The sequence below is a fragment of the Sphingopyxis sp. genome (genome assembly GCF_965279725.1).
GTDB lineage: Bacteria > Pseudomonadota > Alphaproteobacteria > Sphingomonadales > Sphingomonadaceae > Sphingopyxis.
Window position 1 is genome coordinate 307,716 of the sequence record NZ_CBDIIL010000002.1, and the last position, 24,861, is coordinate 332,576.

Consider the following 24,861-nt stretch of genomic DNA (forward strand, 5'->3'; position numbering starts at 1 on the left):
CGCTCCAATCACGGTCTTTTCAATTCCGTTCGTGTCGAGCGAAGTCGAGACACGCGAGCACAGCGCCAGACGCATCTCGACTACGCTCGATGCAAACGGAGTTTGGGGGCTGCTACAAATCACAGCTTCATCCCCTGCCCGACGCCCGGATCGACCAGCCGCGTCGCATCCTGCGGGCGGCGCTGGTTCTGCAACGAGATATTTTGAGTCCGCACTCCGCCGCGCTGACGATGTGTCAGCACGATCGCGCCGATCATCGCGACCAGCAGCACGATACCCGCCGCCTCGAACAGGAAGATGTAACGCGTGTAGAGGAGCTCTCCGATCTGCTGGATATTGCTTTTGTCGGTTACTGCGGGCGCGGCGCGCGCCGCCAGATCGACCCCGCCCGCGCTCCACGCGCCGACCGCAAAGATCAGTTCGGCGGCCAGGATGATCGCAACCAGCGCGCCGAGCGGTAAATAACGTACGAAACCCGCGCGCAGTTCGGCGAAATCGATGTTGAGCATCATCACGACGAACAGGAACAGCACCGCGACCGCGCCGACATAGACGATGACCAGCAGCATCGCGATGAATTCGGCGCCCGCCAGCAGCATCAGCCCCGCCGCGTTGAAGAAGGCGAGGATCAGCCACATCACGCTGTGCACCGGGTTGCGCGCAAAAATCACCATCGCCGCAGAGGCGATGACGATCGTCGCAAACAGGTAAAAGGCAAAGAGTTGGATCATGTGCGCGCGCCCTTATCGATAGGGCGCGTCGGCGGCAAGATTCGCCGCGATCGCGCGTTCCCATTTGTCGCCATTGGCGAGCAGCTTGGCCTTGTCATACAGTAGTTCTTCGCGCGTTTCAGTCGCGAATTCGAAATTCGGCCCCTCGACCACCGCATCGACCGGGCATGCTTCCTGACAGAAACCGCAGTAAATGCATTTGGTCATGTCGATGTCGTAGCGCGTCGTGCGGCGCGAGCCGTCCTCGCGCGGCTCGGCCTCGATCGTGATCGCCTGCGCCGGGCACACCGCCTCGCAAAGCTTGCACGCGATACAGCGCTCCTCGCCATTCGGATAACGCCGCAGCACATGCTCGCCGCGGAACCGCGGGCTCAGCGGGTTCTTCTCATACGGATAGTTGATCGTCGCCTTCGGCTTGAAGAAATATTTCAGCGTGAGGGCGTGCGCCTTCACGAATTCCCACAAGGTGAAGCTTTTGATGAGGTGGGCAATGGAAGTCATGAATACCTCGTCAGCATCAAATAGCCGGAAATCAGGAAAATCCAGATCAGCGAAATCGGCAGGAAGATTTTCCAGCCCAGCCGCATCAGCTGGTCATAGCGGTAGCGCGGCACCGTCGCCTTCACCCAGCTGAAGATGAAGAAGAAAAACAGGATTTTGCCGAACAGCCAGACCCAGCCGGGAATGTCGAACCACGGGATAAGGTCGATGTTGAGCGGGGGCAGCCAGCCGCCCCAGAACAGTACCGCGTTGAGGGTGCACATCAGCAGGACGTTGGCATATTCGCCGAGCCAGAACAGCGCGAAGGCCATCGACGAATATTCGGTCTGATACCCCGCGACGAGCTCGCTCTCGGCCTCGGTCAAATCGAACGGCGCACGCGCGGTTTCGGCGAGGCTGGAGATCAGGAACATCACCGCGAGCGGGAAGAGCAGCAGGTTGAAGCCGAAGGCGTTGACGATGCCGAGACCATGGCCCTGCTGCGCCTTGACGATTTCGTTCATGTTGAAGCTGTCGGCAAACAGCACGACGCCGATCAGGATGAACCCGATCGAGACTTCATAGCTGATCATCTGCGCCGAGGCGCGCATCGCCGAAAAGAAGGGATATTTCGAGTTGGACGCCCAGCCCGACAGGATCACGCCATACACGCCGAGCGACGAAATCGCGAGGATGTAGAGCAGCCCGACGTTGATGTCGGCGAGCACCGCGCCCGAATTGAACGGGATCACCGCCCACGCCATCAGCGAGACGGTGAAGGTGATGATCGGCGCGATCAGGAACAGCCCGCGGTTCGCGCCCGTCGGGATGATCGTTTCCTGCAGGAACACTTTCAACCCGTCGGCAAAACTTTGTAGCAGCCCGAAGGGACCGACAACGTTCGGACCCCGGCGCAACGCGATCGCCGCCCAGATCTTGCGGTCGGCATAAATAATCATCGCGACGCTGAGCATCAGCGGCAGCGCGATCAGCAGGATACCCGCGATCGTCGCAAGCGCCCACGCCGCCTCGGCCGACATTCCCATGTCGACCCAGCCCTTGAACGGGACGTAGAGCATCATCCGTTGGAAATATTCGGTCACAGCGACCACCCCATTTCGTCACCCCGGACTTGATCAAGGGTCCATTTACGCAGACGCCGGAATGGATACCGGATCAAGTCCGGCATGACGATGTTGATGAATACGGAACTCATTTCTTGGCCCCGTCCTGGTTTTTCCAACCATTATGCGGCCCGGGCTTTTCCGACTTGCTCTTGGGATTGAACCCGCGCCACACGGCAAAGCTCATTCCGGCGAGCAGCGTGCTCGCGATGATATGCACCGGGGTCATTCCGCGGCCTCCGCAAAATCGACGCCATGGACCAGCTCTTCCGAGCAGCGCTGCATCGTCGGTGACGCGCGGCAGATGGCGTTGGTGAGGTAGAAATCCTGGATCGGCGACGGGATCGCGCGCGCTTCGGGCTTGGCGGGCAGCTTCGGCACCGTCCAACCATAATCGGCGACACCTTCGACGCCGAGCGCCGGAACATCTGCAATCATCGCGGCGCGGCAAGCGTCGAAGCTGTCGAAGCCGAGCGACACCCCGAGCGTATCGGCCAAAGCGCGGAAAATGCTCCAGTCTTCGCGCGCGTCGCCCGGTCCGAACACCGCTTTTTCGCTGCGCTGGACGCGGCCTTCGGTGTTGACCGTCGTAAAATCCTTCTCGGTCCACGCCGCGGCCGGCAGGATCACGTCAGCGGCGTGTGCGCCCTTGTCGCCATGATGGCCGACATAGACCTTCAATATCTTATCGAAGGCCGTGAAATCGACCTCGTCGGCGCCAAGGAAGAAAGCCAGCTTCGGCTTTGCCGCGACAATATCTTTGATGCCGCCGGGCTGCGCATAGCCGAGCATCAGTCCGCCCATGCGGCTCGCCGCCATATGCACCACCGAAAAACCGTTCCAGCCATCCTTGACCGCGTTCACCGACTTGGCGAGCGCGAGCGCCGCACCATGCACGCCGGGGACCGCCAGGCCGCCGCCGCCGACGATGATCAGCGGCCGTTCGGCGCCCTTCAGCGCGTCGAGCGCCGCGGCGGGCAGCTTCGCCACCAGCGAAGCGTCGTCGCCAAGCCAGCTGACCTTGTACGTCTGATCCTTTTCGGCCCCGATCGCGAAAACCTTCGCGCCCTTTTTCCACACCGCCTTGCGCAGGCGGGTGTTGATCAACGGCGCTTCCCAGCGCAGGTTCGTGCCGATCAGCAGGATGACGTCGGCATTTTCAGCCTCGGCGATGCCCGTGTTGAAATTGACCGCCGACAGGCTGGTGACGTCATAGTCGAGCCCGGTCTGGCGCCCTTCGAGCAGCGTCGATCCGAGCGCGTTCACCAGCGCCTTGGCGGCAAACATTGTCTCGCAATCGGCCATATCGCCCGCGATCGCCGCGACCGACGAACCGGCTTTCACCGCCGCGATGGCCGCGAACGCCTCGTTCCAGCTAGCGGGCTGCAGCGTGCCGTTCACGCGCACATACGGCTGATCGAGGCGGCGGCGGGTCAGGCCGTCAACATGGTGACGCGTCTTGTCGCTCGCCCATTCTTCGTTCACATCGTCGTTGATCCGCGGCAGCACGCGCAGCACCTGCCGCCCGCGCGCATCGATGCGGACATTAGTGCCGACCGCATCCATCATGTCGATGCCCAGCGTCTTGGTCAGCTCCCACGGCCGCGCTTCGAACGCATAGGGTTTGCTGGTCAGCGCACCGACCGGGCACAGGTCAACGACATTGCCCGACAGCTCGCTCGCGACCGCGCGTTCCAGATACGACGTGATCTGCATATTCTCGCCGCGCCCAATTGCGCCGATGTCTTCGACCCCGGCAACTTCCTCGGCAAAGCGGACGCAGCGCGTGCACTGAATACAGCGGGTCATCACCGTCTTGACGATCGGACCCATATATTTTTCGGTCACCGCGCGCTTGTTCTCGTCATAGCGCGTCGCGCCGCGACCATAAGCGACCGACTGATCCTGCAGATCGCATTCGCCGCCCTGGTCGCAGATCGGGCAGTCGAGCGGGTGGTTGATGAGCAGAAACTCCATCACACCTTCGCGCGCCTTTTTCACCATCGGACTGTCGGTCTTGATGATCTGCCCCTCGGCGGTCGGCAGCGCGCACGACGCCTGCGGCTTCGGCGGACCCGGCGCGACTTCGACGAGGCACATGCGGCAATTGCCGGCGATCGACAGACGTTCATGGTAGCAGAAACGCGGGATTTCCTTCCCCGCCAGCTCGCACGCCTGCAGGACGGTGGCGCCCTGCGGGACATCGATTTCAACGCCATCTACGGTGACTTTAGGCATGAATCAGCTTTCCTGCGCCGCTAATATGCGGAAACTGGCGGTTGCAAGTATTGCGCGCACGGCTGGAATGGAGAGGTCATACTGCTCCGGCGCCGCGGTTGCGCGCGCGCACGTTGGGACAGCCTGCAGTAGCGGAGCAGCGGCGGCAGCCTCGGCTTCGGATGCCGGGGCCGTGGCGAAGAGTTGACTCACTTGATCTGGCAACGAGCGGGCGAGGCAATGCGCGACAGCGTCTGTCTTACCCAGCGGAGTGCGTTGGGCGGCACCAATCCCCGCCAGGCGCGCATTCACAGCTGTGGGGTCGGCTTCGATGAGCGCTTCGGCGATGGCGGCGGCCATACTGAGGTCATCACCGCGCATGCGGCCTGTGCCAAAGCTGGCCCGAGCGCATGGACGTTCAGCATCCTTTACGAGCATTTTCAATGCCGTGCGATATGTCGACTTTTTATAATCCATCGACAGGACGCGGGCGCTTTCCTTTGGGCTAAGCTTAACCACGCAGGCGCCATAGGCTTCGATCGCCAATCGCCCTTCAGGTGTATTGGCATCGTTCGCAGCGATCGGCTCAAGAGCGGCCGATGGCGTACAGATGGCCAGAGCAGCAACGATGGCAGGCAAAAGAACAAGTCTCATCATCATTCCGCTGCCTCCAACACGCCGCCATTGTCGCGGATCCGCCGCTCCAATTCAGGCCGAAAATGCTTGATCAAGCCTTGGATCGGCCACGCCGCCGCATCGCCGAGCGCGCAGATAGTGTGGCCCTCGACCTGCTTGGTCACGTCGTACAGCGTGTCGATCTCGCTGATGTCGGCGTCGCCGGTGCGCAAGCGCTCCATCACGCGCCACATCCAGCCGGTGCCTTCACGGCACGGCGTGCACTGGCCGCAGCTTTCATGCTTGTAGAAATAGCTGATGCGGCTGATCGCCTGAACGACGTCGGTCGATTTATCCATGACGATCGCGGCGGCGGTGCCGAGCCCCGATCCGACCGCTTTCAGCCCGTCGAAATCCATCGGCGCGTCCATGATTTCGGCCGCAGGAACCAGCGGCACAGACGATCCGCCGGGGATCACCGCAAGCAGATTGTCCCAGCCGCCGCGGATGCCGCCGCAATGCTTGTCGATCAGTTCGCGGAAGGTGATACCCATCTCTTCCTCGACGACGCACGGCGCGTTCACATGACCGCTGATCTGGAACAGCTTGGTCCCCTTGTTGTTCTCGCGTCCGAAGGAAGAAAACCATGGCGCGCCGCGGCGCAGGATCGTCGGGACGACCGCGATGCTCTCGACGTTGTTCACCGTCGTCGGGCAGCCATAGAGGCCCGCTCCCGCCGGGAACGGGGGTTTCAGGCGCGGCTGGCCTTTCTTGCCCTCCAGGCTTTCGATCATCGCGGTTTCTTCGCCGCAGATGTACGCGCCGGCGCCGCGGTGGACGAAAACGTCGAAATCATAGCCCGATTTCGCCGCATTCTTGCCGAGCAGGCCGGCGTCATATGCCTCCTGAACCGCCGCGAACAACGTCTCGGCCTCGCGGATGAACTCGCCGCGAATATAGATATAGGCCGCGCGCGCGCGCATCGCGAAGCCCGCGATCAACGCGCCTTCGATCAGCTTGTGCGGATCGTGGCGGATGATCTCGCGGTCCTTGCACGAACCGGGCTCGGATTCGTCGGCGTTGATGACGAGGAAGCTCGGGCGGTCGGCGCGCGGCTCCTTCGGCATGAAGCTCCACTTGAGCCCGGTCGGGAAGCCCGCACCGCCGCGGCCGCGCAGCCCTGATGCCTTGATCTCCTCGATGATCGCGTCCTGGCCGCGTTTCATCAGATCCTTGGTCTTGTCCCAATCCCCGCGCATCTGCGCCGATTTCAGGTTCCACGGCTGAAAACCATAGATGTTGGTAAAGATGCGGTCTTTGTCAGCCAGCATGGCGCTGTTTCCCTTTCCGCCAACGACGAGCGACGAAATCGATCAAAAATACCCCGGCCAGGGCCGCCAACAGCAATCCGCGCGTCACGCTCAAACCGTCGCGATGGACCGCGAACAGAACGAGCGCCAGCAAAGCAGCGGCCAGCAATCCAGCAACCACGGCGGCATTCTGCGGCCCCAGCGCGCGATCGATCGCGAAATACCCGCGCACCGGCGGCGATGTGTTGCCCGAATTATGCAGCATCTGGAAAACCAGACCGGCCAGCACGAACGCAGCGCCGTAAGCATAGCCGGTCGCGGTCATACCGATCCCGATCAGCGCGAGCGTGACGGTCAAGATGCCGGGCATGCGGAACGCCATTACCACTGCTTCCGATAATCATGGTTGGCCTTGACCATCTCTTTCAGCGTCGTCGGACCGCCCTCAGGCTCGCTCGTGTGACGGCCTTCGATCTGCGTCCCTGCCTTCGGCGTCTCGCCCGCCGCCAGCGCGTCGAGGATCGCGGCCATGCGGTCGAAATCCAGGTCTTCGTAATTATCGTCGTTGATCTGGACCATCGGCGCGTTGGTGCAGGTGCCCATGCACTCGACCTCGGTCAGCGTGAACAGCCCGTCGGGCGTCGTCTTGCCCTTGGTCATGCCGCGGTTCTTGCACGCCGCCATCACATCGTCCGACCCGCGCAGCAGGCACGGCGTCGTGCCACACACCTGCACATGATAGCGGCCGACCGGCGCCAGATTGTACATCGTGTAAAAGGACGCGACCTCATAGGCGCGCATGAACGGCATATCGAGCTGGCCCGCGACAAATTCGATCACCGGCACGGGCAACCAGCCCTGCGTCTGCGTCTCGGCGCCGACCTGGCGCTGCGCAAGGTCGAGCAGCGGCATCACCGCCGAGCGCTGACGCCCCGCGGGATAGCGCGCAATGACAGCCTTAGCCTTGTCGGCGTTCTCCGCCGTCCACGCAAAAGCGCCCCAGCGCGCGCGGGTTTCAGCTTCATCGGGAATTTGGGGTGCGTCAGCCATGAGCGACTACTTTCGAGCGTTTTTCAAGCGCCAGCTTGGCAAGGAGAGCAATTGGCCAAACAAGGTTCATTAGCGCGATTTCGTCACCTACCTCAAACCCGCGCGCGTAATACAGCGCGAGCAGCATGAGGGCTGCGCCAAGGGCCATTTTTTGGATCGTGTCGAGCAAAGCGATCACCGGTCACACTCCCCGAACACGACGTCGATCGCGCCGATGATCGCGGTGGTGTCGGCGAGCATGTGGCCCTTCGACATCATGTCCATCGCCTGCAGATGCGAAAACGCCGTCGGGCGGATTTTGCAGCGGTACGGCTTGTTGCTGCCGTCGCTGACCAGATAGACGCCGAATTCGCCCTTCGGGCTTTCGGTCGCGACATAAACTTCGCCTGCCGGAACGTGAAAGCCCTCGGTGTAAAGCTTGAAGTGATGGATCAGCGATTCCATCGACTGCTTCATCTCGGCGCGTTTCGGCGGCACGACCTTGCGGTCGAGGCTGGCGATCGGGCCGGTGGGCATGTCGCGCAGGCACTGTTTGATGATCTTCGCGGACTGATAGACTTCCTCGACGCGCACCATGAAGCGGTCGTAGCAGTCGCCGCGGGTGCCGACGGGAATGTCGAATTCCATCTTGGCATAGGCGTCATAGGGCTGCGACTTGCGCAGATCCCATGCGATGCCGCTGCCGCGGATCATCGGGCCGGAGAAGCCCCACGCCAGCGCGTCTTCCTTGCTCACCGTCGCGATGTCGACGTTGCGCTGTTTGAAGATGCGGTTGTCGATGACCAAGCTCATCGCGTCGCCGAACAGCTTCGGCAGGCGCTTTTCGCACCATTCGCCGATGTCGACGAGCAGCTTTTCGGGAACATCCTGATGCACGCCGCCGGGACGGAAATAGGCGCTGTGCATCCGCGCGCCCGAAGCCCGTTCGAAGAAGTTCAGGCAATCCTCACGGAGTTCGAACACCCACAGGTTCGGGGTCATCGCGCCGACGTCCATGACGTGCGACCCGATGTTGAGCATATGATTGCAGATGCGCGTCAGCTCGGCGAACAACACCCGCAGATATTGCGCGCGCGCCGGGACTTCGAGGTCGAGCAGCTTTTCGATCGCGAGCACATAGCTGTGCTCCATCGCGAGCGGCGAACAATAGTCGAGCCGGTCGAAATAGGGCAGCGCCTGCAGATAGGTCTTATACTCGATCAGCTTTTCGGTGCCGCGATGCAGCAGGCCGACGTGCGGATCGACGCGCTCGATGATCTCGCCGTCCAGCTCCAGCACCAGACGCAGCACCCCGTGCGCCGCCGGATGCTGCGGACCAAAGTTGATTGTGTAGTTGGTGACCGCCTGATCGCCCGCGGTGTTCGCGGTATCGACCGGATAGCCCTCGAACAGGTCGCCGCCATAGTGATTGACATGCGGAGCGTCGGTCATGCGTCACCTCCTGTCTTGGGCTTGCGCGGCGCGCGCGGCTTCGGCGGCGCCTTTTCGGCCTTGGTCGTCGCGGGTGTCTTGGCTTCCTTGGTCGAAACCTTGGATTTCGCGCCGTCGCGGCTGGTCTTTGCGGCCTTGAGGTTGGTCTTCGCCCCTGCCCCGGTCTGCTCCGGCTTTTCGGTCGTCTTCGGGGTCGGCGGTGGCGAAGCCTTCGCCTTGTTGTCGGACGCTTTCACTTCCTTCGCGGTCATCGGCGACGGGGCGCCCTTGCCCGGCGCTTCGCCCGTGCCGCCAGCTTTTTCGTCGCCGGGCAGCACATAGTCGGCGCCTTCCCACGGCGACATGAAGTCGAAATTGCGGAAATCCTGTGCCAGTTTCACCGGTTCATAGACAACGCGCTTGTCCTCTTCGCTATACCGCAGTTCGGTGTAGCCGGTCAGCGGGAAATCCTTGCGCTGCGGATGACCCTGGAACCCGTAATCGGTCAGGATGCGGCGCAGGTCGGGATTACCCGCGAACAACACGCCATACATGTCGAACACTTCGCGCTCGAGCCAGCCGGCATTCGGCCACACCGGGACGATCGTCGGCACCGGGGTCGCCTCATCGGTCGACACGCGGACGCGCAGACGGTGGTTTTTCGTGACGCTGAGCAGATGATAAACGACCTCGAACCGCTCCGCGCGATCAGGATAGTCGACCCCCGCAATTTCCATCAGCTGCTGATAGTCGAGATTGTCGCGCAGGCTGATCATCACCCCGGCAATCGCGGTGCGATCGACGGTGATGCTGTCTTCATCGACGGTGAAGACATGCGCGAGCAGGTCGGTGCCGATCAGCTTCTTGAGCGCAGCGGCCAGCGCCGGCTGCGACGCGACGAGAGGAGCGGAATGACCCATCAGCGTTCGATCGTCCCGACGCGGCGGATCTTCCGCTGCAATTGCATCACCCCGTACAGCAGGGCTTCGGCGGTCGGCGGGCAACCCGGAACATAGATATCCACCGGGACGATACGGTCGCAGCCGCGCACCACCGAATAGCTATAGTGATAATAGCCGCCGCCATTGGCGCAGCTGCCCATCGAAATGACATATTTCGGGTTCGACATCTGGTCGTAAACGCGGCGGAGCGCGGGCGCCATCTTGTTGCACAGCGTGCCCGCGACGATCATCACGTCCGACTGACGCGGCGACGCGCGCGGCGCAGCGCCGAAGCGCTCCATGTCATAGCGCGGCATGTTGACGTGGATCATCTCGACCGCACAGCAGGCGAGACCAAACGTCATCCACCACAGCGACCCGGTGCGCGCCCAGTTGAACAGGTCCTCGGTCGAGGTGACGAGAAAGCCCTTGTCGCCGACTTCGCTGTTGAGGTCGTCGAAATAGGACATGTCCGGGTTGGTCCCCGGTGCGACAGGGCTTGCAACCGGCATCTGGCCGGGCGGCAGGACGATCGAGCTGCTCATTCCCAGTCCAACGCCCCTTTCTTCCATGCATAGACAAGGCCGATCGCGAGTTCGGCGAGGAATATCATCATCGTGGCCCAACCCGCCCAGCCGATTTCCTTCAGGCTAACCGCCCAGGGAAACAGGAACGCCGCTTCGAGATCGAAGATGATGAACAGGATCGCGACGAGGTAAAAGCGCACGTCGAACTGGCTGCGCGCGTCCTCGAACGCCGGGAAGCCGCATTCATATTCGGTCAGCTTCGCCGGGTCGGGCTGATGCGCGCCGGTCAGCCGCGCCACGCCCATCGGCAGGAACACGAAAGCCGACGACAACCCGACCGCAATGACCAGGAATATCAGGATCGGCAGATATTGCGTCAGATCGACCATGGGAGCTCGCAGTCTTGTTTTGAGGGGTTTGCCACCCGTTATGCGGGCGCTTTAGGCCAGCATGCCGCCGGTCGCAAGCACCGCGGGCATGATTTTCATCGCCCAAGTGACCAAAAGTAGAAAGCAAGCTGGTGACAGCCCCTATCGCCGTGATACGCCGCCAAGATGGGGTCGGATTACCGCGCGTGGGTTGCGCCGTCGATAAAGGGGACATCATGATAAACAATATATTTCGCGCCGCGCTCACACTCGCGGTGGCCACCGCAATCGCGGCCGTTCCGGCACATGCTGAACTGGTCAACGCCAAAAATCCGCAGACCATCAAAGCGATCGTCGAGTCGCAAGGCTGGCCGGCAACGCTGATCACCAAAGCCGACGAGAGCCCTTACATCGAAAGCAGTCGCAACGATCTGAAGTTCCTCGTCCTGTTCATGAACTGCGATGACGACAAAAAGAATTGCAAGACGCTGCAATTTTACATGGGTTTCAGCGACGCGAAGGATCTTTCGCTCGAAAAGCTCAACAAGTGGAACAAAGACAAACGCTTCGCCCGCGCCTATAAAGATGACCAAGGCGATCCGGTGCTCGAAATGGACGTCGATCTCGACTTCGCGGGCCTCCCGCGCGAAAATGTCGGCGAAAGCTTCAACACCTGGGCGGCCCTGATGGACAGTTACCGCGATTATGTTTTCGAGAAATAAAAATGGTTCGCCGAGGCGGCAGAATAAGGGGAAATTTGTGAAGACATTGTTTGCCGTAGCCATGCTTGCTGCATCCCCTGCGCAGGGTGCCACGGAAAATACGGCGCCGCTCCAAGAAGCGACGGCGGCGAATGTGCCGATCAGGGCGGACGCCGGGCAGATCGCAAAACTTCTGTCAGACGAGGGGTATCGCGCCAAGATCGAAACCGAGGACGATGGCACTCCCTTTATCAAATCGGGCAGCAGCGGACGCGACTTCACTGTGCTGTTTCTTGGATGCGACGGCGGGGTAAAAGTTGGTCCCTGCAAATCCATCGAATTCTACACAGGCTTCACGATCGGTAAGCGCTTCCCGATGGAACGCACAAACGAGTGGAACGCCAAGAATCGCTACGGCCGCGCTTATGTCGATAAAGACAATGATCCAGTCATCGAGATGGACCTTCATCTCGACGCCGGAGGCATGCCGCGCGCGCAGTTCGTCGAAAACCTGCTGATCTGGACCGACGTTATGGCCAATTTCGACACATTCGTTTTCGACGACGGAGATAGCGCCAAGAAGAAGAAATAAGCGCGCTCAGGCGTTGCGCAGCGCGCCCGCGACCAGCTTTTGCAGCTTCGAATGGACCGCCGCACTGCCCGCGATAAATTCGCTGCGCTCGATCGCGCGGTCGCCGCCGCGGAAATCGCTGACGAAACCGCCGGCTTCGCGCACCAGCAGCATGCCGGCGGCGACGTCCCAGATTTTGAGGTCGCTTTCCCAGAAACCATCGTAACGTCCCGCCGCGACCCATGCGAGGTCAAGGCTGGCGGCACCAAAGCGCCGGATGCCGGCGACTTCGGGGGCGACCGCGCCGAAAATGCGGCTCCACTGCGGCATATTGCCATGGCCCATGAACGGAATACCGGTGGAAATCAGGCATTCGTTGAGCTGACGGCGCGACGCGACGCGCAAACGCCGGTCGTGCAGCCACGCGCCGCGGCCGCGCTCGGCCCAATAGCTTTCGTCGGTCACCGGCTGATAGATCAGGCACGACGTAATGTCGCCCCAGCCGCCGCCGATCTTCGGTTCCTGCACCGCGATCGAAATCGCGAAATGCGGGATGGCGTGAAGAAAGTTCGACGTGCCATCGAGCGGATCGATGATGAAACGCGGTTTGCCCGGTTCGCCTTCGATGATCCCGCCCTCTTCGAGTACGAAGCCCCAGCCCGGGCGGTCACGGCCCAGTTCGTCATACAATGTGCGTTCGGCGGCCTGGTCGGCTTTGGACACGAAATCGGCAGGACCCTTTTGCGAGACCTGTAGATGTTCGATCTCGCCGAAATCGCGGCGCAGCTTGGTCCCCGCCTTGCGCGCGGCACGTTCCATGACGGTGATGATGCCGGATATGGCCATTTATTTTCTCCCCCCTCCCGCTTGCGGGAGGGGTCGGGGGTGGTCAGAAACACAGGCGGGCCTGTCGCCCACCCTGGCCCCTCCCGCCAGCGGGAGGGGCAATCAATCAGTCAGCGCGGCGGACATATTCGCGGTCGTACACATGCACTACGATCTTGGTGCCAGCGGTGATATGCGGCGGCACCATCACGCGCACGCCATTGTCGAGGATCGCGGGCTTGTAAGACGACGACGCCGTCTGGCCCTTCACCACCGCGTCGGCTTCGACGATCACAGCTTCGATCGTTTCGGGCAATTCGACCGAGATCGGGCGCTCTTCCCAAAGTTCGAGCACGACATCCATGCCGTCCTGCAGAAACTCGTGCGCCTCGCCGACGACATCCTTGGCGATGGTGATCTGTTCGAAACTGTCCTTGTCCATGAATACCAGGTCATCGCCCTCGGCATAAAGGAACTGGAAATCCTTGGTGTCGAGGCGAACCTTTTCGACCGTGTCGGCGCTGCGGAAGCGGTTGTTGAGCTTGCGGCCGTCGATCAGGTTCTTGGCTTCGACCTGCATATACGCGCCGCCCTTGCCCGGCTGGGTGTGCTGGATCTTGGTGACCTTCCAGATCCCCTTTTCAAATTCGATAATATTGCCGGGACGGATTTCAACGCCGGTGATTTTCATCGCGCACACTCGCTGTTCAAGGATGGAAAGAGCAAACCGGCGCCCCGCAGCGCACCGGTATCAGGTGCGCGCCTTTAGCGCTGCGCGCGGCGAAGGGCAAGTCAGGGCGTTGCGACGACCAACCGCCGGGTGCGCTGATAGCTCAGCCAGACGAGCCCGACGAACAGGACCAGCCCGACCCAAGGCGCATAGGATGCATAGCCCTCACCGACCACGGCGAGCGGCGCATCGCTGCCGCTGCCCGCGACGATGCCCGCGTAAACGACCCCGAACAGGCTTTCGCCGACGATCATCCCCGTCGCTGTCAGCACCCCCATGCGGTGGGCAAAGCTCGCATTGGGTCGCTTTGCAGCCCAGCGGTCATAGAACCAGCCACCGACTGCGCCGATCACCACCGGCAGGATCACCGCCATCGGCAGGTAGATCCCGATGCCAATCGCCAGCGGCGGCAGTCGCAGCTTGCCCGCGCGGCCAAGCAGTCCATCGACGATGATGAAACCGACCCCGGCCAAGGCGCCATAGCCCAGCATCGCCCAGTTCAGGTCGCCGCCCAGCACCCCCTGCGCCAGCGACGAAATCAACCCAGCCTGCGGGGCAGCAAGCGCGTTTGGTCCGGCGCCGGGTACCCCGACAAAGCCAACAGTCTCGTTCAGCACATTGAGCACCGGCGGCACGATCAACGAACCAAAGATCACGCCGATGATCAGCGCGACCTGCTGTTTCCACGGCGTCGCGCCGACCAACTGCCCCGTTTTCAGATCTTGCAGATTGTCGTTGGAAATGGTGGCAATCCCGAACACCAAGCCGGTGACGATCAGCGCATACGCCACCATCGCGTTGATTTCTTCCTCGCCGCCGCCGCGGCCGAGCAGGCCGAGAAGCAAGAGCGACGATGCGATGATCGCGAGGATGCCGATTCCCGACACCGGCGAATTCGACGCGCCGATCAGGCCGGCCATATAGCCGGTAACCGATGCGATCATCAGCCCGACGACGATGATGAACAGGATTGCGCCAGCGACCAAAATTATCGACGATCCCGCGAGCGGTCCGCCGGCGAGCACCGACCAGAGCAGCCAGCCGATCGGCAGCATCAGCGCCAGCGAGCCGCCGAACACCCAGGAAATCGACATATCCTGTTCTTCGATCGCCATCGCTGCACCGCCTTGCCGCGCGCGGCTTGCCGCCATCGCCGAGCGAATACCGCCAAGCACCGGTCCGGCGATCTTGATCAACGTCCAGATCGCCGCGACCGCAATCACCCCGGCGCCAAAGAAGCGTACATCGGCGCGGAACACCGTGTTCGCCAGCGTCTCCGCATCGCCTACCCCACCTTGGGTCATGATCGGCAGCAAAACCCACCAACCGGTGATCAGGCCGACAAGCTGCGCCATACCCACCGACAGACCGACCAGATGGCCGACGCCGAACAACGCGAAGGCAAGCCCACCCGCAATGCCCGTCGCACCGCTGCCGACCGCGAACCAGCGTGCAACCTCAGCGCCCGCAAGTTTCATCTGGGTGAGCAGCGTAAAGACGGCGGCAACAATCGAATTCCACAGCAGCGCTGACAGCCCGGCGCGATTTTCTTCGGCGCCCTCGGCGCTCGCGGCGCCGACCTGCAGCACTTCGGCGGCGGCGCGGCCCTCGGGATAGGGCAGATCCGAATCGACCACCAGCGCGCGGCGCAGCGGGACCGAGAACAGCACCCCCAATATCCCGCCGAGCATCGTGATCGCGGTGGTTTCCAGCATCGGAAAGCCCTGCCAGTAACCGACCATCACCAGCCCCGGAAGCACGAAGATGATCGCGGCCAGCGTACCCGCCGCGCTCGCGATGGTCTGGACAATGTTGTTTTCCAGGATCGTCGCGCCGGACATATAGCGCAGCAGCGCCATCGAAATCACCGCCGCGGGGATGGATGTGGCAAAGGTCAGTCCGACCTTCAGCCCCAGATAGACGTTCGCGGCAGTGAACATCAGCGTCAGGACGCCGCCAAGGACGATCGCGCGAAGCGTCAATTCGCGCCCGCGTGCGGTCGCCGTGGTGATGTCGGTCATATATATCTCCCCGCACGTTGTCTCGCGACCCGCCGCGCCCCTGGCAAGCTCAAATTTAAGCCACGCCAAAAAGGCGACGAACCGAAGCCGATTTGACGCATCGATCCAATATGGATGCATTCGTTACCGGCATACCGGCGACATGATGAGTATCGATCTTTCCGATCTGACACCTCGGCCTCGGCGGGCCGGAGCCCGCCCCGTACCGCGCACCGCGCCATGCGCGGGGCTGTTTGGCTGGCGCCAGGATGGCGGCTCGCCGCGCCCGGTGAGCGGATACCCGAAAACGCCGGGCGGCGATTACCCCGCGGGTTGATCTTTCAACAGCGCCGTGAACGCCGCCACTGCCGCCGCCGGGCCGTCGGGATGCGCCCACACACCGCTCGATACCGCCAGGAAATCGGCGCCCGCGTCGACCAGAGGCCGTGCATTTTCGGCAGTGATCCCGCCGATTGCGACGCATGGCAGTTCGAACATGCCCTGCCACCACTCCAGAATCTCGGGTTCGGCGTGATGCTCGACCGCCTTGGTTGCGGTTGGGAAAAAGGCGCCGAACGCGACATAATCGGCGCCTGCTTCACCCGCTTCCATCGCCATATGGCGGCTCGCGTGGCAGGTGACGCCGATCTGGGCATTGGCACCCAACTCCCGACGCGCTTCCCGCGGATCGCCATCGCCTTGTCCGAGATGCACGCCATCAGCATCGAGCCGCTTTGCCAGCGCGACATCGTCATTCACAATAAACGCCACGTCGTGCGCGGCGCAGATCGCCTGCAACGGTTCGGCGAGCTCCGCCGCCTCATGCTGTTCGAGCCCCTTGACGCGAAACTGGAACGCCGCGACCGGGCCGGCATCGAGCGCCTCGGCCAATCGGTCGGGAAAATCGCCGCCGACATCGAGCGGCGAGATAAGATAAAGGAGGCAGGGGGTACGGGTCATGGCGCGTTCATAGCGACGCGGTTAGCAACCGGCAAATGCAGAACATCTCCCGCCTTGCCGCCCCCATCGCTATCGCCACCCTCGCGCTGTCGGCGTGCGCCGCGACATCTGCGCAAACGCCGCTCGCCGATGCCAGCAACGTCGCGCTGGGCCAGCGAGCCTATGCCGACGGCCCGATCATTCAGCCGGTCGAAGTGCTGGAGGACAGCCGCTGTCCGATGAACGCCCGCTGCGTCTGGGCAGGCCGCTTGCGCGTAAAGATGCTGTGGATTCGTGGCAATGGCGAAAAGCAACCGTTCGAGGTGACGCTGGGCGAATCGACGCCGCTGGCCGACGGCAGCATTATGCTGGAATCGGTCCGCCCCGACAAAATGACGAATATCGTGCTGAAGCCCGAAGACTATCGCTTCTCGTTCCGCTTTGCTGGCGGACTTTAACGCACCCGCGCGAGCACAAACCCGTCCCATTTCTTCGCGCCCACCGTCTGCACCGCGGTCGCATCGAGCCGCGGGTCGGCGCTCAGCATGTCGAACAGTGCCCGCGTTCCGACGATGCGCTCGTCGTCGCTGTCAACCTCCAGCACCCCGCCCTCGCGAACCACATTGTCGACGATAATCGTCGTGCCGGGACGCCCCAGCCGGATCGCCTCGACGACATAATGCGCATTGCTCTGCTTATCGGCGTCGATGAAAACGAAATCGAACGGCGGTTCGTCGGTCATCGCGGCAAGGCTATCGGCTGCGGGGCCAACGCGAATATCGACCTTGGCCGACACCCCTGCCCGTTCCAGATTCGCGCGCGCCACCGCCGCATGATGCGGCTCGAGTTCCAGCGTCACCAGCCGACCGCCATCGGGCAACGCCCGCGCCAGCCAGATCGTCGAATAGCCGCCGAGCGTACCGACCTCCAATATGCGTTTGGCACCCGCTATCTGCGCCAGCAGGGACAGCATCTTGCCCTGCGCCGCCGACACATCGATCGGCGGCAGGCCTTGGCCGGCATTGTTGGCGAGGGTGGTGGCAAGCACATCGTCATCGCCGAGCAATTTTGCGGCGATATAATCGTCCACGGCTTGCCACCGCTCTCCCATCACCTAGGCCACAGAGGCCGCGTGAATCTCGTGAATCGCGTCGCCGAGCGACTTGTCGAACTCGTCGTCGCTCATCTGATGACGCAGGTCGTCCAGCAAAGCCCGGCTAAAGCTGGCGATGACGCCCGGGTTCTTCGCCAGTTCGGCGCACGCCTCGGGGCGCGCAAAGCCGCCCGACAGCGCGACGACGCGCAGCACCTTGGGATGATCGACCAGCGGCTGGAACAGCCCCGCCTCGGTCGGCAGCGACAGCTTGAGCATCACCGGAGCGCCGTCCCATGCGTCCAGCGCCGCGAGCGTTTCGTTCAACAGCAGGCGGTCGGCGCTATCGCGCTCGGTGCTCCTGATGTTCACTTCGGGCTCGATGATCGGGACCAGGCCGTGCGCCGCGATGCGCTTCGCTTCGGCGAACTGCTGTTCGACGATCGTCTTGACGCCCGACGGGTTTGCAAGATTGACGACGCTGCGCATCTTGGTCCCGAAAACCCCCTTGGCGACCGCGCGCTCACACAGTTCGTCGAGGCCGGGGTTCGCCTTCATCAACTGAACACCGTTAACTTCGTCTTCCAGACCCTTGTCGACCTTCAGGAACGGCACCACGCCGCGCTCCCAGAGCAGCGTCGGGACGGACTTGCCGTCCGCTTCGCCGTCCATCGTGCGTTCGAACAGGATCGCGCCGATCACTTTCTCGCCGTTGAAGCACGGTGCGGTGACGATGCGGCTGCGCATCGCATGGATCAGCCCGAACATCTCTTCGTCGTTCGAAAACGCATCCGCTTCGATGCCATACCCTTTCAACGCCTTCGGCGTCGAACCGCCGCTCTGGTCGAGCGCGGCAATAAAGCCCTGCCCCGATTTGATCTGGTCCAGCATGGCAGCGTCGGCGGTGGTCATAACGTCTCCGTAGATTTGCATACGTATGTGGCGGTGCGCATAGCGACCCGGCAAGCGGGATGCAAATGCCGCGAAAAACTCAGGCTTTAAGCGCGTCCACCCCGGGCAGCGGCTTGCCTTCCATCCATTCGAGGAAAGCGCCGCCCGCGGTTGAAACAAAGGTGAAGTCCTTGGCCACACCGGCATGGTTGAGCGCCGCGACGGTGTCGCCGCCGCCCGCGACCGAGATCAGCGATCCTTCGCGGGTCAGCGCTGCAGCGGTCTTGGCCAGCGCGACGGTCGCGGTGTCGAACGGCGGGGTCTCGAACGCCCCCATTGGGCCGTTCCACACCAAAGTGCGGCAATTTTTGAGCACGTCTGCCAAGGCTTCGGTCGCCGCCGGCCCGACATCGAGGATCATCTCGTCGGCCGCGACTTCATGGACGTTGACGGTGCGCGTCGGCGGGTTCGGTGCGAACTGCTTTGCCACCACGACGTCATATGGCAGGTGGATCGTGCAATTCGCGGCATCCGCTGCGTCGAAGATCGCGTTTGCGGTATCGACCAGGTCATGCTCGCACAGCGACTTGCCGACATCGACCCCGCGCGCGGCGAGGAAGGTGTTCGCCATGCCGCCGCCGATGATCAGGTGATCGACCTTGGTCACCAGATGGCGCAGTACGTCGATCTTGCTCGACACCTTGGCGCCGCCGACGACCGCCGCGACCGGATGCGCCGGATTGCCGAGCGCGGCGTCGAGCGCCTTGAGTTCGGCCTCCATCGCGCGGCCGGCATAAGCCGGCAAGCGGCGCGCAATGCCTTCGGTCGAGCCATGCGCGCGATGCGCGGCCGAAAAGGCGTCATTGACGTACAGGTCGCCGATTTCGGCCAGAGCGTCGGCAAAGGCCGGATCGTTCGTTTCCTCGCCGGGATTGAAGCGCGTGTTTTCGAGCACCGCGACGTCACCCGCGGCGAGCACCGCAATGCCCGCCTTCGCGCCTTCTCCGACGCATTCGGGGATGAACATCACCGAATGGCCGAGCACATCTTCCAGCCCGCCCATCACGAGGCTGAGCGACTGGGTCGGGTTCTTCGCACCTTTTGGCCGCCCGAAATGCGCGAGCAAAAGCACGATAGCGCCCTTGTCCGACAGTTCGCGGATCGTCGGCATCGCCGCCTGGATCCGCGTCACGTCGCTGACCGCGCCTTCGAACATCGGGACGTTCAGGTCGACACGCACGAGCACGCGCTTGCCGGTGACGTCGCCGATATCGTCGAGGGTCTTAAAAGCGGTCATCGACGTTTCCTTTGGATCAGAGGAATTTGGCGATCACACCCGCGGTGTCGATCATGCGGTTCGAGAAGCCCCATTCATTGTCATACCAGCTCAGCACGCGCACCAGCTTGCCGTCGATCACCGCGGTTTCGAGGCTGTCGATGGTCGAACTGGCGGCATCATGGTTGAAGTCGATCGAAACCAGCGGCTCGTCGGTATAGGCGAGCACACCCTTCAGCGGGCCTTCTGCCGCCGCCTTGAGCAGCGCGTTGACCTCGTCCTTGGTCGTCTCGCGGACCGGCGTGAAGGTGAGATCGACCACCGACACATTCGGGGTAGGAACGCGGATCGACGACCCGTCGAGCTTGCCCTTGAGTTCGGGCAGCACCAGACCGACGGCCACCGCCGCGCCGGTCGACGTCGGGATCATCGACATCGCGGCGGCGCGGGCGCGGCGCGGATCGTCGTGGATCTGGTCAAGGATCTTCTGGTCATTCGTATAGGCATGGATCGTGGTCATCAGGCCGCGCTCGATACCGATCGCTTCATGCAGCACCTTGGCAAAGGGCGCGAGGCAGTTGGTGGTGCAGGACGCGTTCGAGATTATCAGATGATCGGCGGTGATCTTGTCGTCGTTAACACCGTAAACAACGGTCAGGTCGACTTCCTTTGCGGGCGCCGAAATCAGGACACGCTTGGCGCCGGCGTCGAGGTGCTTCTGGCCGCCCGCCTTGTTGGTAAAAAAGCCGGTGCATTCCATCACGATATCGATGCCGTTCGCGGCATGCGGCAGAGCGGCGGGATCGCGCTCTGCGGTCACCTGGATGCGCTTGCCGTTGACGATCAGGTCATTGCCATCGACTTCGACAGTGCCGCTGAATGCACCATGGACCGAGTCATTGCGGAACAGGCGGGCATTCGCCTTGGCGTCCCCCAGATCATTGATCGAAACCAGCTCCAGATCATGGTCGGTCCGCTCCAAAATGGCACGCGCCACGTTGCGGCCGATACGTCCGAAACCGTTGATTGCGACTTTCACTGCCATGTCGAAAAATCCTTTCTGCGTGTGCGGTCGTCCGGGTCCTCAGGCGCCCAGTCGTGCCAATATCTTGGGGGCGATGATATCGGCGGTCAGGCCGAAATGCTTATAGAGATCGTCGATCGGTGCCGACGCGCCAAAGCTGTCGATGCCGAAGCGCAGGCCGTCGCGGCCAGTATAGCGTTCCCAGCCGAAGGTGGTACCCGCCTCGATCGACACGGTCAGCACATCGGCGGGCAGAATGTCAGCCTGATAAGCTGCGGTCTGCTCGTCGAACAGCTCGGTCGATACCATCGAAACAACGTCGGCGCCGTGGCCGGCAGCCTCCAGCGTATCGGCAATTTCGATCGCCAGCGAGACTTCGGAGCCGGTTGCGACCAGCACGACATTGCGCGCTGCTGCGGCATCGCGAAGGCGGTAACCGCCTTTAAGGCAAAGATTTTCCGTGACGTCATGACGCAGCGGCGGGAGGTTCTGGCGGGTCAGCGCAAGCAAGGACGGCCGACTCTGCTGCGCCAGCGCCAGCGCCCAGCACTCGGCGGTTTCGACCGCGTCGGCGGGACGCAGCACAAGCAGGTTCGGCATCGCCCGGAGCGACTGGAGATGCTCGATCGGCTGGTGCGTCGGGCCGTCTTCGCCCAGTCCGATGCTGTCGTGGGTCATCACATAAACGACCCGCTGCTGCTGCAACGCCGACAGGCGGATCGCGGCGCGGCAATAATCAGCGAAGACCAGGAAGGTGCCGCCATAGGGAACGACGCCACCGTGCAATGCCATGCCGTTCATCGCGGCGGCCATGCCGAATTCCCTGATGCCGTAATAGATATAGCGGCCAGAATAATCGTCTTTTGTCAGCGGCTTGGTCAACGAAGTTTTGGTGTTGTTCGAACCGGTCAAGTCGGCGCTGCCGCCGATCAGCGCCGCAATATCGGCGGTCAGCGCGCCCAGCGTGTTCTCCGAGGCCTTGCGCGTCGCGACTTTCGGCGGTTCTGCGACGAGGCCGTCGAGATAGGCTCTGAAAGCGTCGCCTAGCACAATCTTACCGCTCAGACGATCCTCAAATTCCTTTTTCTTTTGGTTGCTTGCAAGGCGATCATTCCATTCCGCGTGAAGATTCTTGCCCTTTTCACCGAACGCGGCCCATGCCGAAGCAATATCGGCGGGAATGACGAACGGCTCGGCAGTCCAGCCCAATTCCTTGCGCGCCGCCGCAATCTCGTCGGCACCCAGCGGCGCGCCATGCGTCGCCGACGTCCCTTGCTTGTTCGGCGCCCCGAACCCGATGATCGTGCGGCATGCGATCAGCGACGGGCGTGGATCGGCCAGCGCAGCGTCGAGTGCGCGGCGAACATCGGCGGGATCATGGCCGTCGCAGCTTTCGACATGCCAGCCGGTCGCCGTATAGCGCGTCGCAATGTCCTCGCTGGTCGACAGGTCGGTCGATCCGTCGATGGTGATCTTGTTGTCGTCCCACAACACCGTCATGCGGCCGAGCTGCAAATGGCCGGCCAGACCGATCGCTTCGTGGTTGATGCCTTCCATCAGGCACCCGTCGCCAGCCACGACATATGTGCGATGGTCGACCAGATCGTCGCCATAAATCGCATTGAGGTGCCGCTCGGCAATCGCCATGCCGACCGCGGTCGCCAACCCCTGCCCCAAGGGACCCGTTGTCGTTTCGACGCCTTCCAGCTCGAAATTCTCGGGATGACCCGCGCACGGGCTGTTCAATTGACGAAAATTACGGATGTCGTCGAGCGTCGGTCGGGCGTAGCCTGCAAGATGCAAGGTCGCATAGGCCAGCATCGAGCCATGCCCCGCCGACAGCACGAATCGGTCGCGATCGGCCCATTTCGGGTCGGTCGGATCGAACTTCAGATAATCTGCGTAGAGCACCGAGGCGACGTCGGCCATGCCCATGGGCATCCCCGGATGGCCGCTGTTTGCGGCTTGAACGGCGTCCATGGCAAGCGCGCGGATGGCGTTAGCGAGCTGGCGTTCGGGCAGTGTCATGGATCCCCCGGGAATGGCTGGGCTGATGCCGGACACACCGTCCGGTTCGGATGCGCACAGCCCTTTGCGGTGGCGGGGGCCGGAGTCAACCGCTCGTGACGCAAAATCCGCGCATTTTGGACAGAGAGGGCAATTGCACCCCCTCCCTGGCGCTGCTAACCCATGTGCCATGGAACTCGATCTTGACGAATCCAGCCTGGCCATCGGCCGTATCGAACGCGCGCTCAGTCGCATCGAAAAGGCGTTGTCCAACCCGCCCAAACCCGCGATTGCGGTCCCTGCGGCCGACCAATCGGCGCTCAAGGCCGAAGTTGCCGCGGTGATTGGCGAGCTCGACCGACTGATTGCGGAGGCTGAAAATGGCTGATGTCAAACTGACGATCGCCGGACGCCCCTATGACGTCCATTGTGCCGATGGAGAGGAAGCGCAGCTGTTGCAGCTTGCGGCCGTGGTCGACGAGAAGGCGCGCGGCATTCAGGGCGGGACCGAAGTTCGCCAATTGCTTTTCGCTGCCCTGATGCTCGCTGACGATGCTCAGGACGCCAAGGGCAAGGTCGACAAGGCCGAACCCCAGTCGGATTCGCTGCGCGCCGCGGTCGCACTCGCCGAAAGCCGTGAAGCGGCGACACGCGAGGAATTGCGCGCTGCCGTCGTCCGCGAACAGACGGCGCTGAAGGAACTTGAAGCGCTGCGATCCACGCCGACAGCACCGACGCTCGCCAAGCCCGCCAACGACCGCGCGCTGCTTCAGATCGCCGACCGGATCGAGGCACTGGCGACGAAAGTCGAGCAAATGTCTTGAGCGCGCGTGCCCGCGCCCCTACATAAGGGGCGGCGGGTACTGCCCGGCACGAGCTTTTGCGAAAATCCCTGAGGCGATACATCATCCTAGGGAGCTGTCCCTGCCCGGACCCTGGTCCGACGTACATGGTTCCCACCTGACGTTACTGGCGTCAGAGGACTTTCCAGCAAACGACCTCGGCGGTCCCGCCAACCGACCTGTACAAGACCGGAGGAGGCGATGACCCACTTGTCCGCCGATCTGGCCCAGAAAAAGCAGAAATTGCGCGAACGGCTGCGCTTTAGGCGGCAGCATTTCGCCGCCAATCTCGACCCTATGGCCCAGTTGGCTGCGTTTCGCGCGCTGCCGGCGCCACTGGTACAACTTCTTGCCGATCACGCCGTCGTCGGCGCTTATGTGGCGTGGGGCGATGAACCCGACATCCTGCCGTTGTTCGCTGAACTCGCGTCGGCAGGCGGGCTCGCCCTGCCTCACCACCCCGCGCGCATCGCCGTAATGGACTTTCGGCGCTGGCGAACCGGTGAGCCGCTGGACAAGGGACCATGGGGGACGCAGCAGCCCATGGGCGACGCGCGCCCGGCAGCCCCCGACCTCATCTTTTGCCCGCTGGTAGGATTCGACCGTCTGGGCAGCCGGATCGGCCAGGGCGGTGGCCATTATGATCGTTATTTCGCCGCGCATCCCGGGGCGCTACGGATCGGGGTCGGCTGGTCGGTGCAGGAAATCGACGCTGCGCCCCGCGAATCGACGGACATGGCGCTCGATGCGATCCTGACCGAGCAAGAATTCATCCTGTGTGGAGACCGTTTGTGAGCCAGTTACCCAACGATCCCCAGCCAAGCTGGCGCAAGCCGGCCGGAATGTTGCTGATCCTGCTGCTGATCGCGGCCTGGACCGCGATTATCGCCAGCCTGTCGCCATGGGTCGGCAGGTGGCCGGTGCTGGTGCAGGCGGTGTTTTATCTGGTCGCCGGGATCGTCTGGATCCTGCCGCTTAAGCCGCTGCTGCGCTGGATGGAATTGGGGACTTGGCGCCGCTAACGAACGGCGCCAAGTCCCCAATTTCCTGAGATGGATAATCCCAAGCCGCGGTCGCCATCCTGTCCGGAAAGACAAGGAATGGCGCGAGTGACGGGGCTCGAACCCGCGACCTCCGGCGTGACAGGCCGGCACTCTAACCAACTGAGCTACACCCGCGTGTGCTTGGG

The 24,861-nt window shown here is 62.6% G+C and carries 30 protein-coding genes and 1 tRNA gene; 7 read left to right on the plus strand and 24 right to left on the minus strand.

From position 1 onward, the window contains the following. Window positions 1–119: 119 nt before the first annotated feature. From ACQY6T_RS05850 to ACQY6T_RS05915, 14 genes are all read right to left on the minus strand, one after another. Window positions 120–731: an NADH-quinone oxidoreductase subunit J gene (locus tag ACQY6T_RS05850; RefSeq protein ID WP_428629445.1), complete on the minus strand. Its 612-nt coding sequence runs from the start codon at window positions 729–731 to the stop codon at window positions 120–122. Window positions 732–743: 12 nt separating this feature from the next. Then, the gene (gene nuoI / locus ACQY6T_RS05855; RefSeq protein ID WP_428629447.1) at window positions 744–1,232 is read right to left on the minus strand and encodes an NADH-quinone oxidoreductase subunit NuoI; all 489 of its coding nucleotides are present in this window, start codon (window positions 1,230–1,232) and stop codon (window positions 744–746) included. Continuing rightward, on the minus strand, window positions 1,229–2,257 hold the full coding sequence (gene nuoH, locus ACQY6T_RS05860) for an NADH-quinone oxidoreductase subunit NuoH (RefSeq protein WP_428630383.1): 1,029 nt from the start codon (window positions 2,255–2,257) through the stop codon (window positions 1,229–1,231). Before nuoH ends, nuoI begins: the two co-directional genes overlap by 4 nt. Before the next feature lie 166 nt (window positions 2,258–2,423). Continuing rightward, window positions 2,424–2,564 (minus strand): hypothetical protein, encoded by a 141-nt coding sequence (locus ACQY6T_RS05865; RefSeq protein ID WP_428629449.1) that lies wholly within the window; start codon window positions 2,562–2,564, stop codon window positions 2,424–2,426. Next, the gene (gene nuoG / locus ACQY6T_RS05870) at window positions 2,561–4,573 is read right to left on the minus strand and encodes an NADH-quinone oxidoreductase subunit NuoG (protein WP_428629450.1); all 2,013 of its coding nucleotides are present in this window, start codon (window positions 4,571–4,573) and stop codon (window positions 2,561–2,563) included. Before nuoG ends, ACQY6T_RS05865 begins: the two co-directional genes overlap by 4 nt. 3 nt (window positions 4,574–4,576) lie before the next feature. After that, window positions 4,577–5,212 carry a hypothetical protein gene (locus tag ACQY6T_RS05875; RefSeq protein ID WP_428629452.1) on the minus strand — a complete coding sequence of 212 codons (636 nt, stop codon included), beginning with the start codon at window positions 5,210–5,212 and terminating at the stop codon, window positions 4,577–4,579. Beyond that, complete coding sequence (nuoF, locus tag ACQY6T_RS05880; RefSeq protein ID WP_428629453.1) at window positions 5,209–6,498, minus strand: NADH-quinone oxidoreductase subunit NuoF; 1,290 nt, start codon at window positions 6,496–6,498, stop codon at window positions 5,209–5,211. The genes ACQY6T_RS05875 and nuoF overlap by 4 nt, the downstream gene beginning before the upstream one ends. Then, window positions 6,488–6,847, minus strand: a complete 360-nt coding sequence (locus ACQY6T_RS05885; protein WP_428629455.1) for a hypothetical protein — start codon at window positions 6,845–6,847, stop codon at window positions 6,488–6,490. The genes nuoF and ACQY6T_RS05885 overlap by 11 nt, the downstream gene beginning before the upstream one ends. Before the next feature lie 11 nt (window positions 6,848–6,858). Then, window positions 6,859–7,527, minus strand: coding sequence for a complex I 24 kDa subunit family protein (locus tag ACQY6T_RS05890; protein WP_428629457.1), 669 nt, complete (start codon window positions 7,525–7,527; stop codon window positions 6,859–6,861). Continuing rightward, window positions 7,520–7,705 carry a hypothetical protein gene (locus ACQY6T_RS05895; RefSeq protein WP_428629459.1) on the minus strand — a complete coding sequence of 62 codons (186 nt, stop codon included), beginning with the start codon at window positions 7,703–7,705 and terminating at the stop codon, window positions 7,520–7,522. Before ACQY6T_RS05895 ends, ACQY6T_RS05890 begins: the two co-directional genes overlap by 8 nt. Continuing rightward, window positions 7,702–8,958: an NADH-quinone oxidoreductase subunit D gene (locus ACQY6T_RS05900; RefSeq protein WP_428629461.1), complete on the minus strand. Its 1,257-nt coding sequence runs from the start codon at window positions 8,956–8,958 to the stop codon at window positions 7,702–7,704. Before ACQY6T_RS05900 ends, ACQY6T_RS05895 begins: the two co-directional genes overlap by 4 nt. Continuing rightward, complete coding sequence (locus tag ACQY6T_RS05905; RefSeq protein WP_428629463.1) at window positions 8,955–9,857, minus strand: NADH-quinone oxidoreductase subunit C; 903 nt, start codon at window positions 9,855–9,857, stop codon at window positions 8,955–8,957. The genes ACQY6T_RS05900 and ACQY6T_RS05905 overlap by 4 nt, the downstream gene beginning before the upstream one ends. After that, window positions 9,857–10,390 carry a NuoB/complex I 20 kDa subunit family protein gene (locus ACQY6T_RS05910; RefSeq protein WP_428630384.1) on the minus strand — a complete coding sequence of 178 codons (534 nt, stop codon included), beginning with the start codon at window positions 10,388–10,390 and terminating at the stop codon, window positions 9,857–9,859. The genes ACQY6T_RS05905 and ACQY6T_RS05910 overlap by 1 nt, the downstream gene beginning before the upstream one ends. Before the next feature lie 29 nt (window positions 10,391–10,419). Further along, a complete protein-coding gene (locus ACQY6T_RS05915; RefSeq protein WP_428629464.1) occupies window positions 10,420–10,794 on the minus strand; it encodes an NADH-quinone oxidoreductase subunit A in 375 nt (124 codons plus the stop codon). Window positions 10,795–11,009: 215 nt separating this feature from the next. Here ACQY6T_RS05915 and ACQY6T_RS05920 point away from each other — a divergent pair, with 215 nt between their 5' ends. Both ACQY6T_RS05920 and ACQY6T_RS05925 read left to right on the plus strand, forming a co-directional pair. After that, window positions 11,010–11,495, plus strand: a complete 486-nt coding sequence (locus tag ACQY6T_RS05920; RefSeq protein ID WP_428629466.1) for a YbjN domain-containing protein — start codon at window positions 11,010–11,012, stop codon at window positions 11,493–11,495. A gap of 37 nt (window positions 11,496–11,532) precedes the next feature. Next, entirely contained in the window at window positions 11,533–12,066 is a 534-nt protein-coding gene (locus ACQY6T_RS05925; protein ID WP_428629468.1) for a YbjN domain-containing protein, read from the plus strand. A gap of 6 nt (window positions 12,067–12,072) precedes the next feature. On the opposite strand, the gene ACQY6T_RS05930 is transcribed toward ACQY6T_RS05925, so the two are convergent. The 4 genes from ACQY6T_RS05930 to thiE form a co-directional block, all read right to left on the minus strand. After that, window positions 12,073–12,891 (minus strand): inositol monophosphatase family protein, encoded by an 819-nt coding sequence (locus ACQY6T_RS05930; protein WP_428629470.1) that lies wholly within the window; start codon window positions 12,889–12,891, stop codon window positions 12,073–12,075. Window positions 12,892–12,997: 106 nt separating this feature from the next. Then, window positions 12,998–13,561, minus strand: coding sequence for an elongation factor P (gene efp, locus ACQY6T_RS05935; protein WP_428629472.1), 564 nt, complete (start codon window positions 13,559–13,561; stop codon window positions 12,998–13,000). A gap of 101 nt (window positions 13,562–13,662) precedes the next feature. Then, window positions 13,663–15,621, minus strand: a complete 1,959-nt coding sequence (locus ACQY6T_RS05940; RefSeq protein ID WP_428629474.1) for an OPT family oligopeptide transporter — start codon at window positions 15,619–15,621, stop codon at window positions 13,663–13,665. Window positions 15,622–15,921: 300 nt separating this feature from the next. Continuing rightward, window positions 15,922–16,560, minus strand: coding sequence for a thiamine phosphate synthase (thiE, locus tag ACQY6T_RS05945; protein WP_428629475.1), 639 nt, complete (start codon window positions 16,558–16,560; stop codon window positions 15,922–15,924). Between the two features lie 35 nt (window positions 16,561–16,595). On the opposite strand from thiE, the gene ACQY6T_RS05950 reads away from it, so the two are divergent. After that, a complete protein-coding gene (locus ACQY6T_RS05950; protein ID WP_428629477.1) occupies window positions 16,596–16,997 on the plus strand; it encodes a hypothetical protein in 402 nt (133 codons plus the stop codon). On the opposite strand, the gene ACQY6T_RS05955 is transcribed toward ACQY6T_RS05950, so the two are convergent. The 5 genes from ACQY6T_RS05955 to tkt form a co-directional block, all read right to left on the minus strand. Then, window positions 16,994–17,629, minus strand: a complete 636-nt coding sequence (locus ACQY6T_RS05955; RefSeq protein ID WP_428629479.1) for an O-methyltransferase — start codon at window positions 17,627–17,629, stop codon at window positions 16,994–16,996. The two genes, ACQY6T_RS05950 and ACQY6T_RS05955, sit on opposite strands and share 4 nt — an antisense overlap. A 24-nt stretch (window positions 17,630–17,653) precedes the next feature. Then, complete coding sequence (locus ACQY6T_RS05960; protein ID WP_428630385.1) at window positions 17,654–18,523, minus strand: fructose bisphosphate aldolase; 870 nt, start codon at window positions 18,521–18,523, stop codon at window positions 17,654–17,656. Between the two features lie 100 nt (window positions 18,524–18,623). Then, a complete protein-coding gene (locus tag ACQY6T_RS05965) occupies window positions 18,624–19,820 on the minus strand; it encodes a phosphoglycerate kinase (RefSeq protein ID WP_428629481.1) in 1,197 nt (398 codons plus the stop codon). Between the two features lie 16 nt (window positions 19,821–19,836). Further along, the gene (gap, locus tag ACQY6T_RS05970; protein ID WP_428629483.1) at window positions 19,837–20,844 is read right to left on the minus strand and encodes a type I glyceraldehyde-3-phosphate dehydrogenase; all 1,008 of its coding nucleotides are present in this window, start codon (window positions 20,842–20,844) and stop codon (window positions 19,837–19,839) included. A 39-nt stretch (window positions 20,845–20,883) separates the two neighbouring features. Beyond that, the gene (tkt, locus tag ACQY6T_RS05975; RefSeq protein ID WP_428629485.1) at window positions 20,884–22,851 is read right to left on the minus strand and encodes a transketolase; all 1,968 of its coding nucleotides are present in this window, start codon (window positions 22,849–22,851) and stop codon (window positions 20,884–20,886) included. A 169-nt stretch (window positions 22,852–23,020) separates the two neighbouring features. On the opposite strand from tkt, the gene ACQY6T_RS05980 reads away from it, so the two are divergent. From ACQY6T_RS05980 to ACQY6T_RS05995, 4 genes are all read left to right on the plus strand, one after another. Next, window positions 23,021–23,218 carry a hypothetical protein gene (locus tag ACQY6T_RS05980; protein ID WP_428629487.1) on the plus strand — a complete coding sequence of 66 codons (198 nt, stop codon included), beginning with the start codon at window positions 23,021–23,023 and terminating at the stop codon, window positions 23,216–23,218. Then, window positions 23,211–23,654, plus strand: coding sequence for a cell division protein ZapA (locus tag ACQY6T_RS05985; protein ID WP_428629488.1), 444 nt, complete (start codon window positions 23,211–23,213; stop codon window positions 23,652–23,654). Before ACQY6T_RS05980 ends, ACQY6T_RS05985 begins: the two co-directional genes overlap by 8 nt. A 219-nt stretch (window positions 23,655–23,873) precedes the next feature. After that, window positions 23,874–24,467: a 5-formyltetrahydrofolate cyclo-ligase gene (locus ACQY6T_RS05990; protein WP_428629490.1), complete on the plus strand. Its 594-nt coding sequence runs from the start codon at window positions 23,874–23,876 to the stop codon at window positions 24,465–24,467. Next, a complete protein-coding gene (locus ACQY6T_RS05995) occupies window positions 24,464–24,694 on the plus strand; it encodes a DUF2842 domain-containing protein (RefSeq protein WP_428629492.1) in 231 nt (76 codons plus the stop codon). The genes ACQY6T_RS05990 and ACQY6T_RS05995 overlap by 4 nt, the downstream gene beginning before the upstream one ends. A gap of 79 nt (window positions 24,695–24,773) precedes the next feature. On the opposite strand, the gene ACQY6T_RS06000 is transcribed toward ACQY6T_RS05995, so the two are convergent. Then, window positions 24,774–24,850 (minus strand) — tRNA-Asp (locus ACQY6T_RS06000). Between the last annotated feature and the right edge of the window lie 11 nt (window positions 24,851–24,861).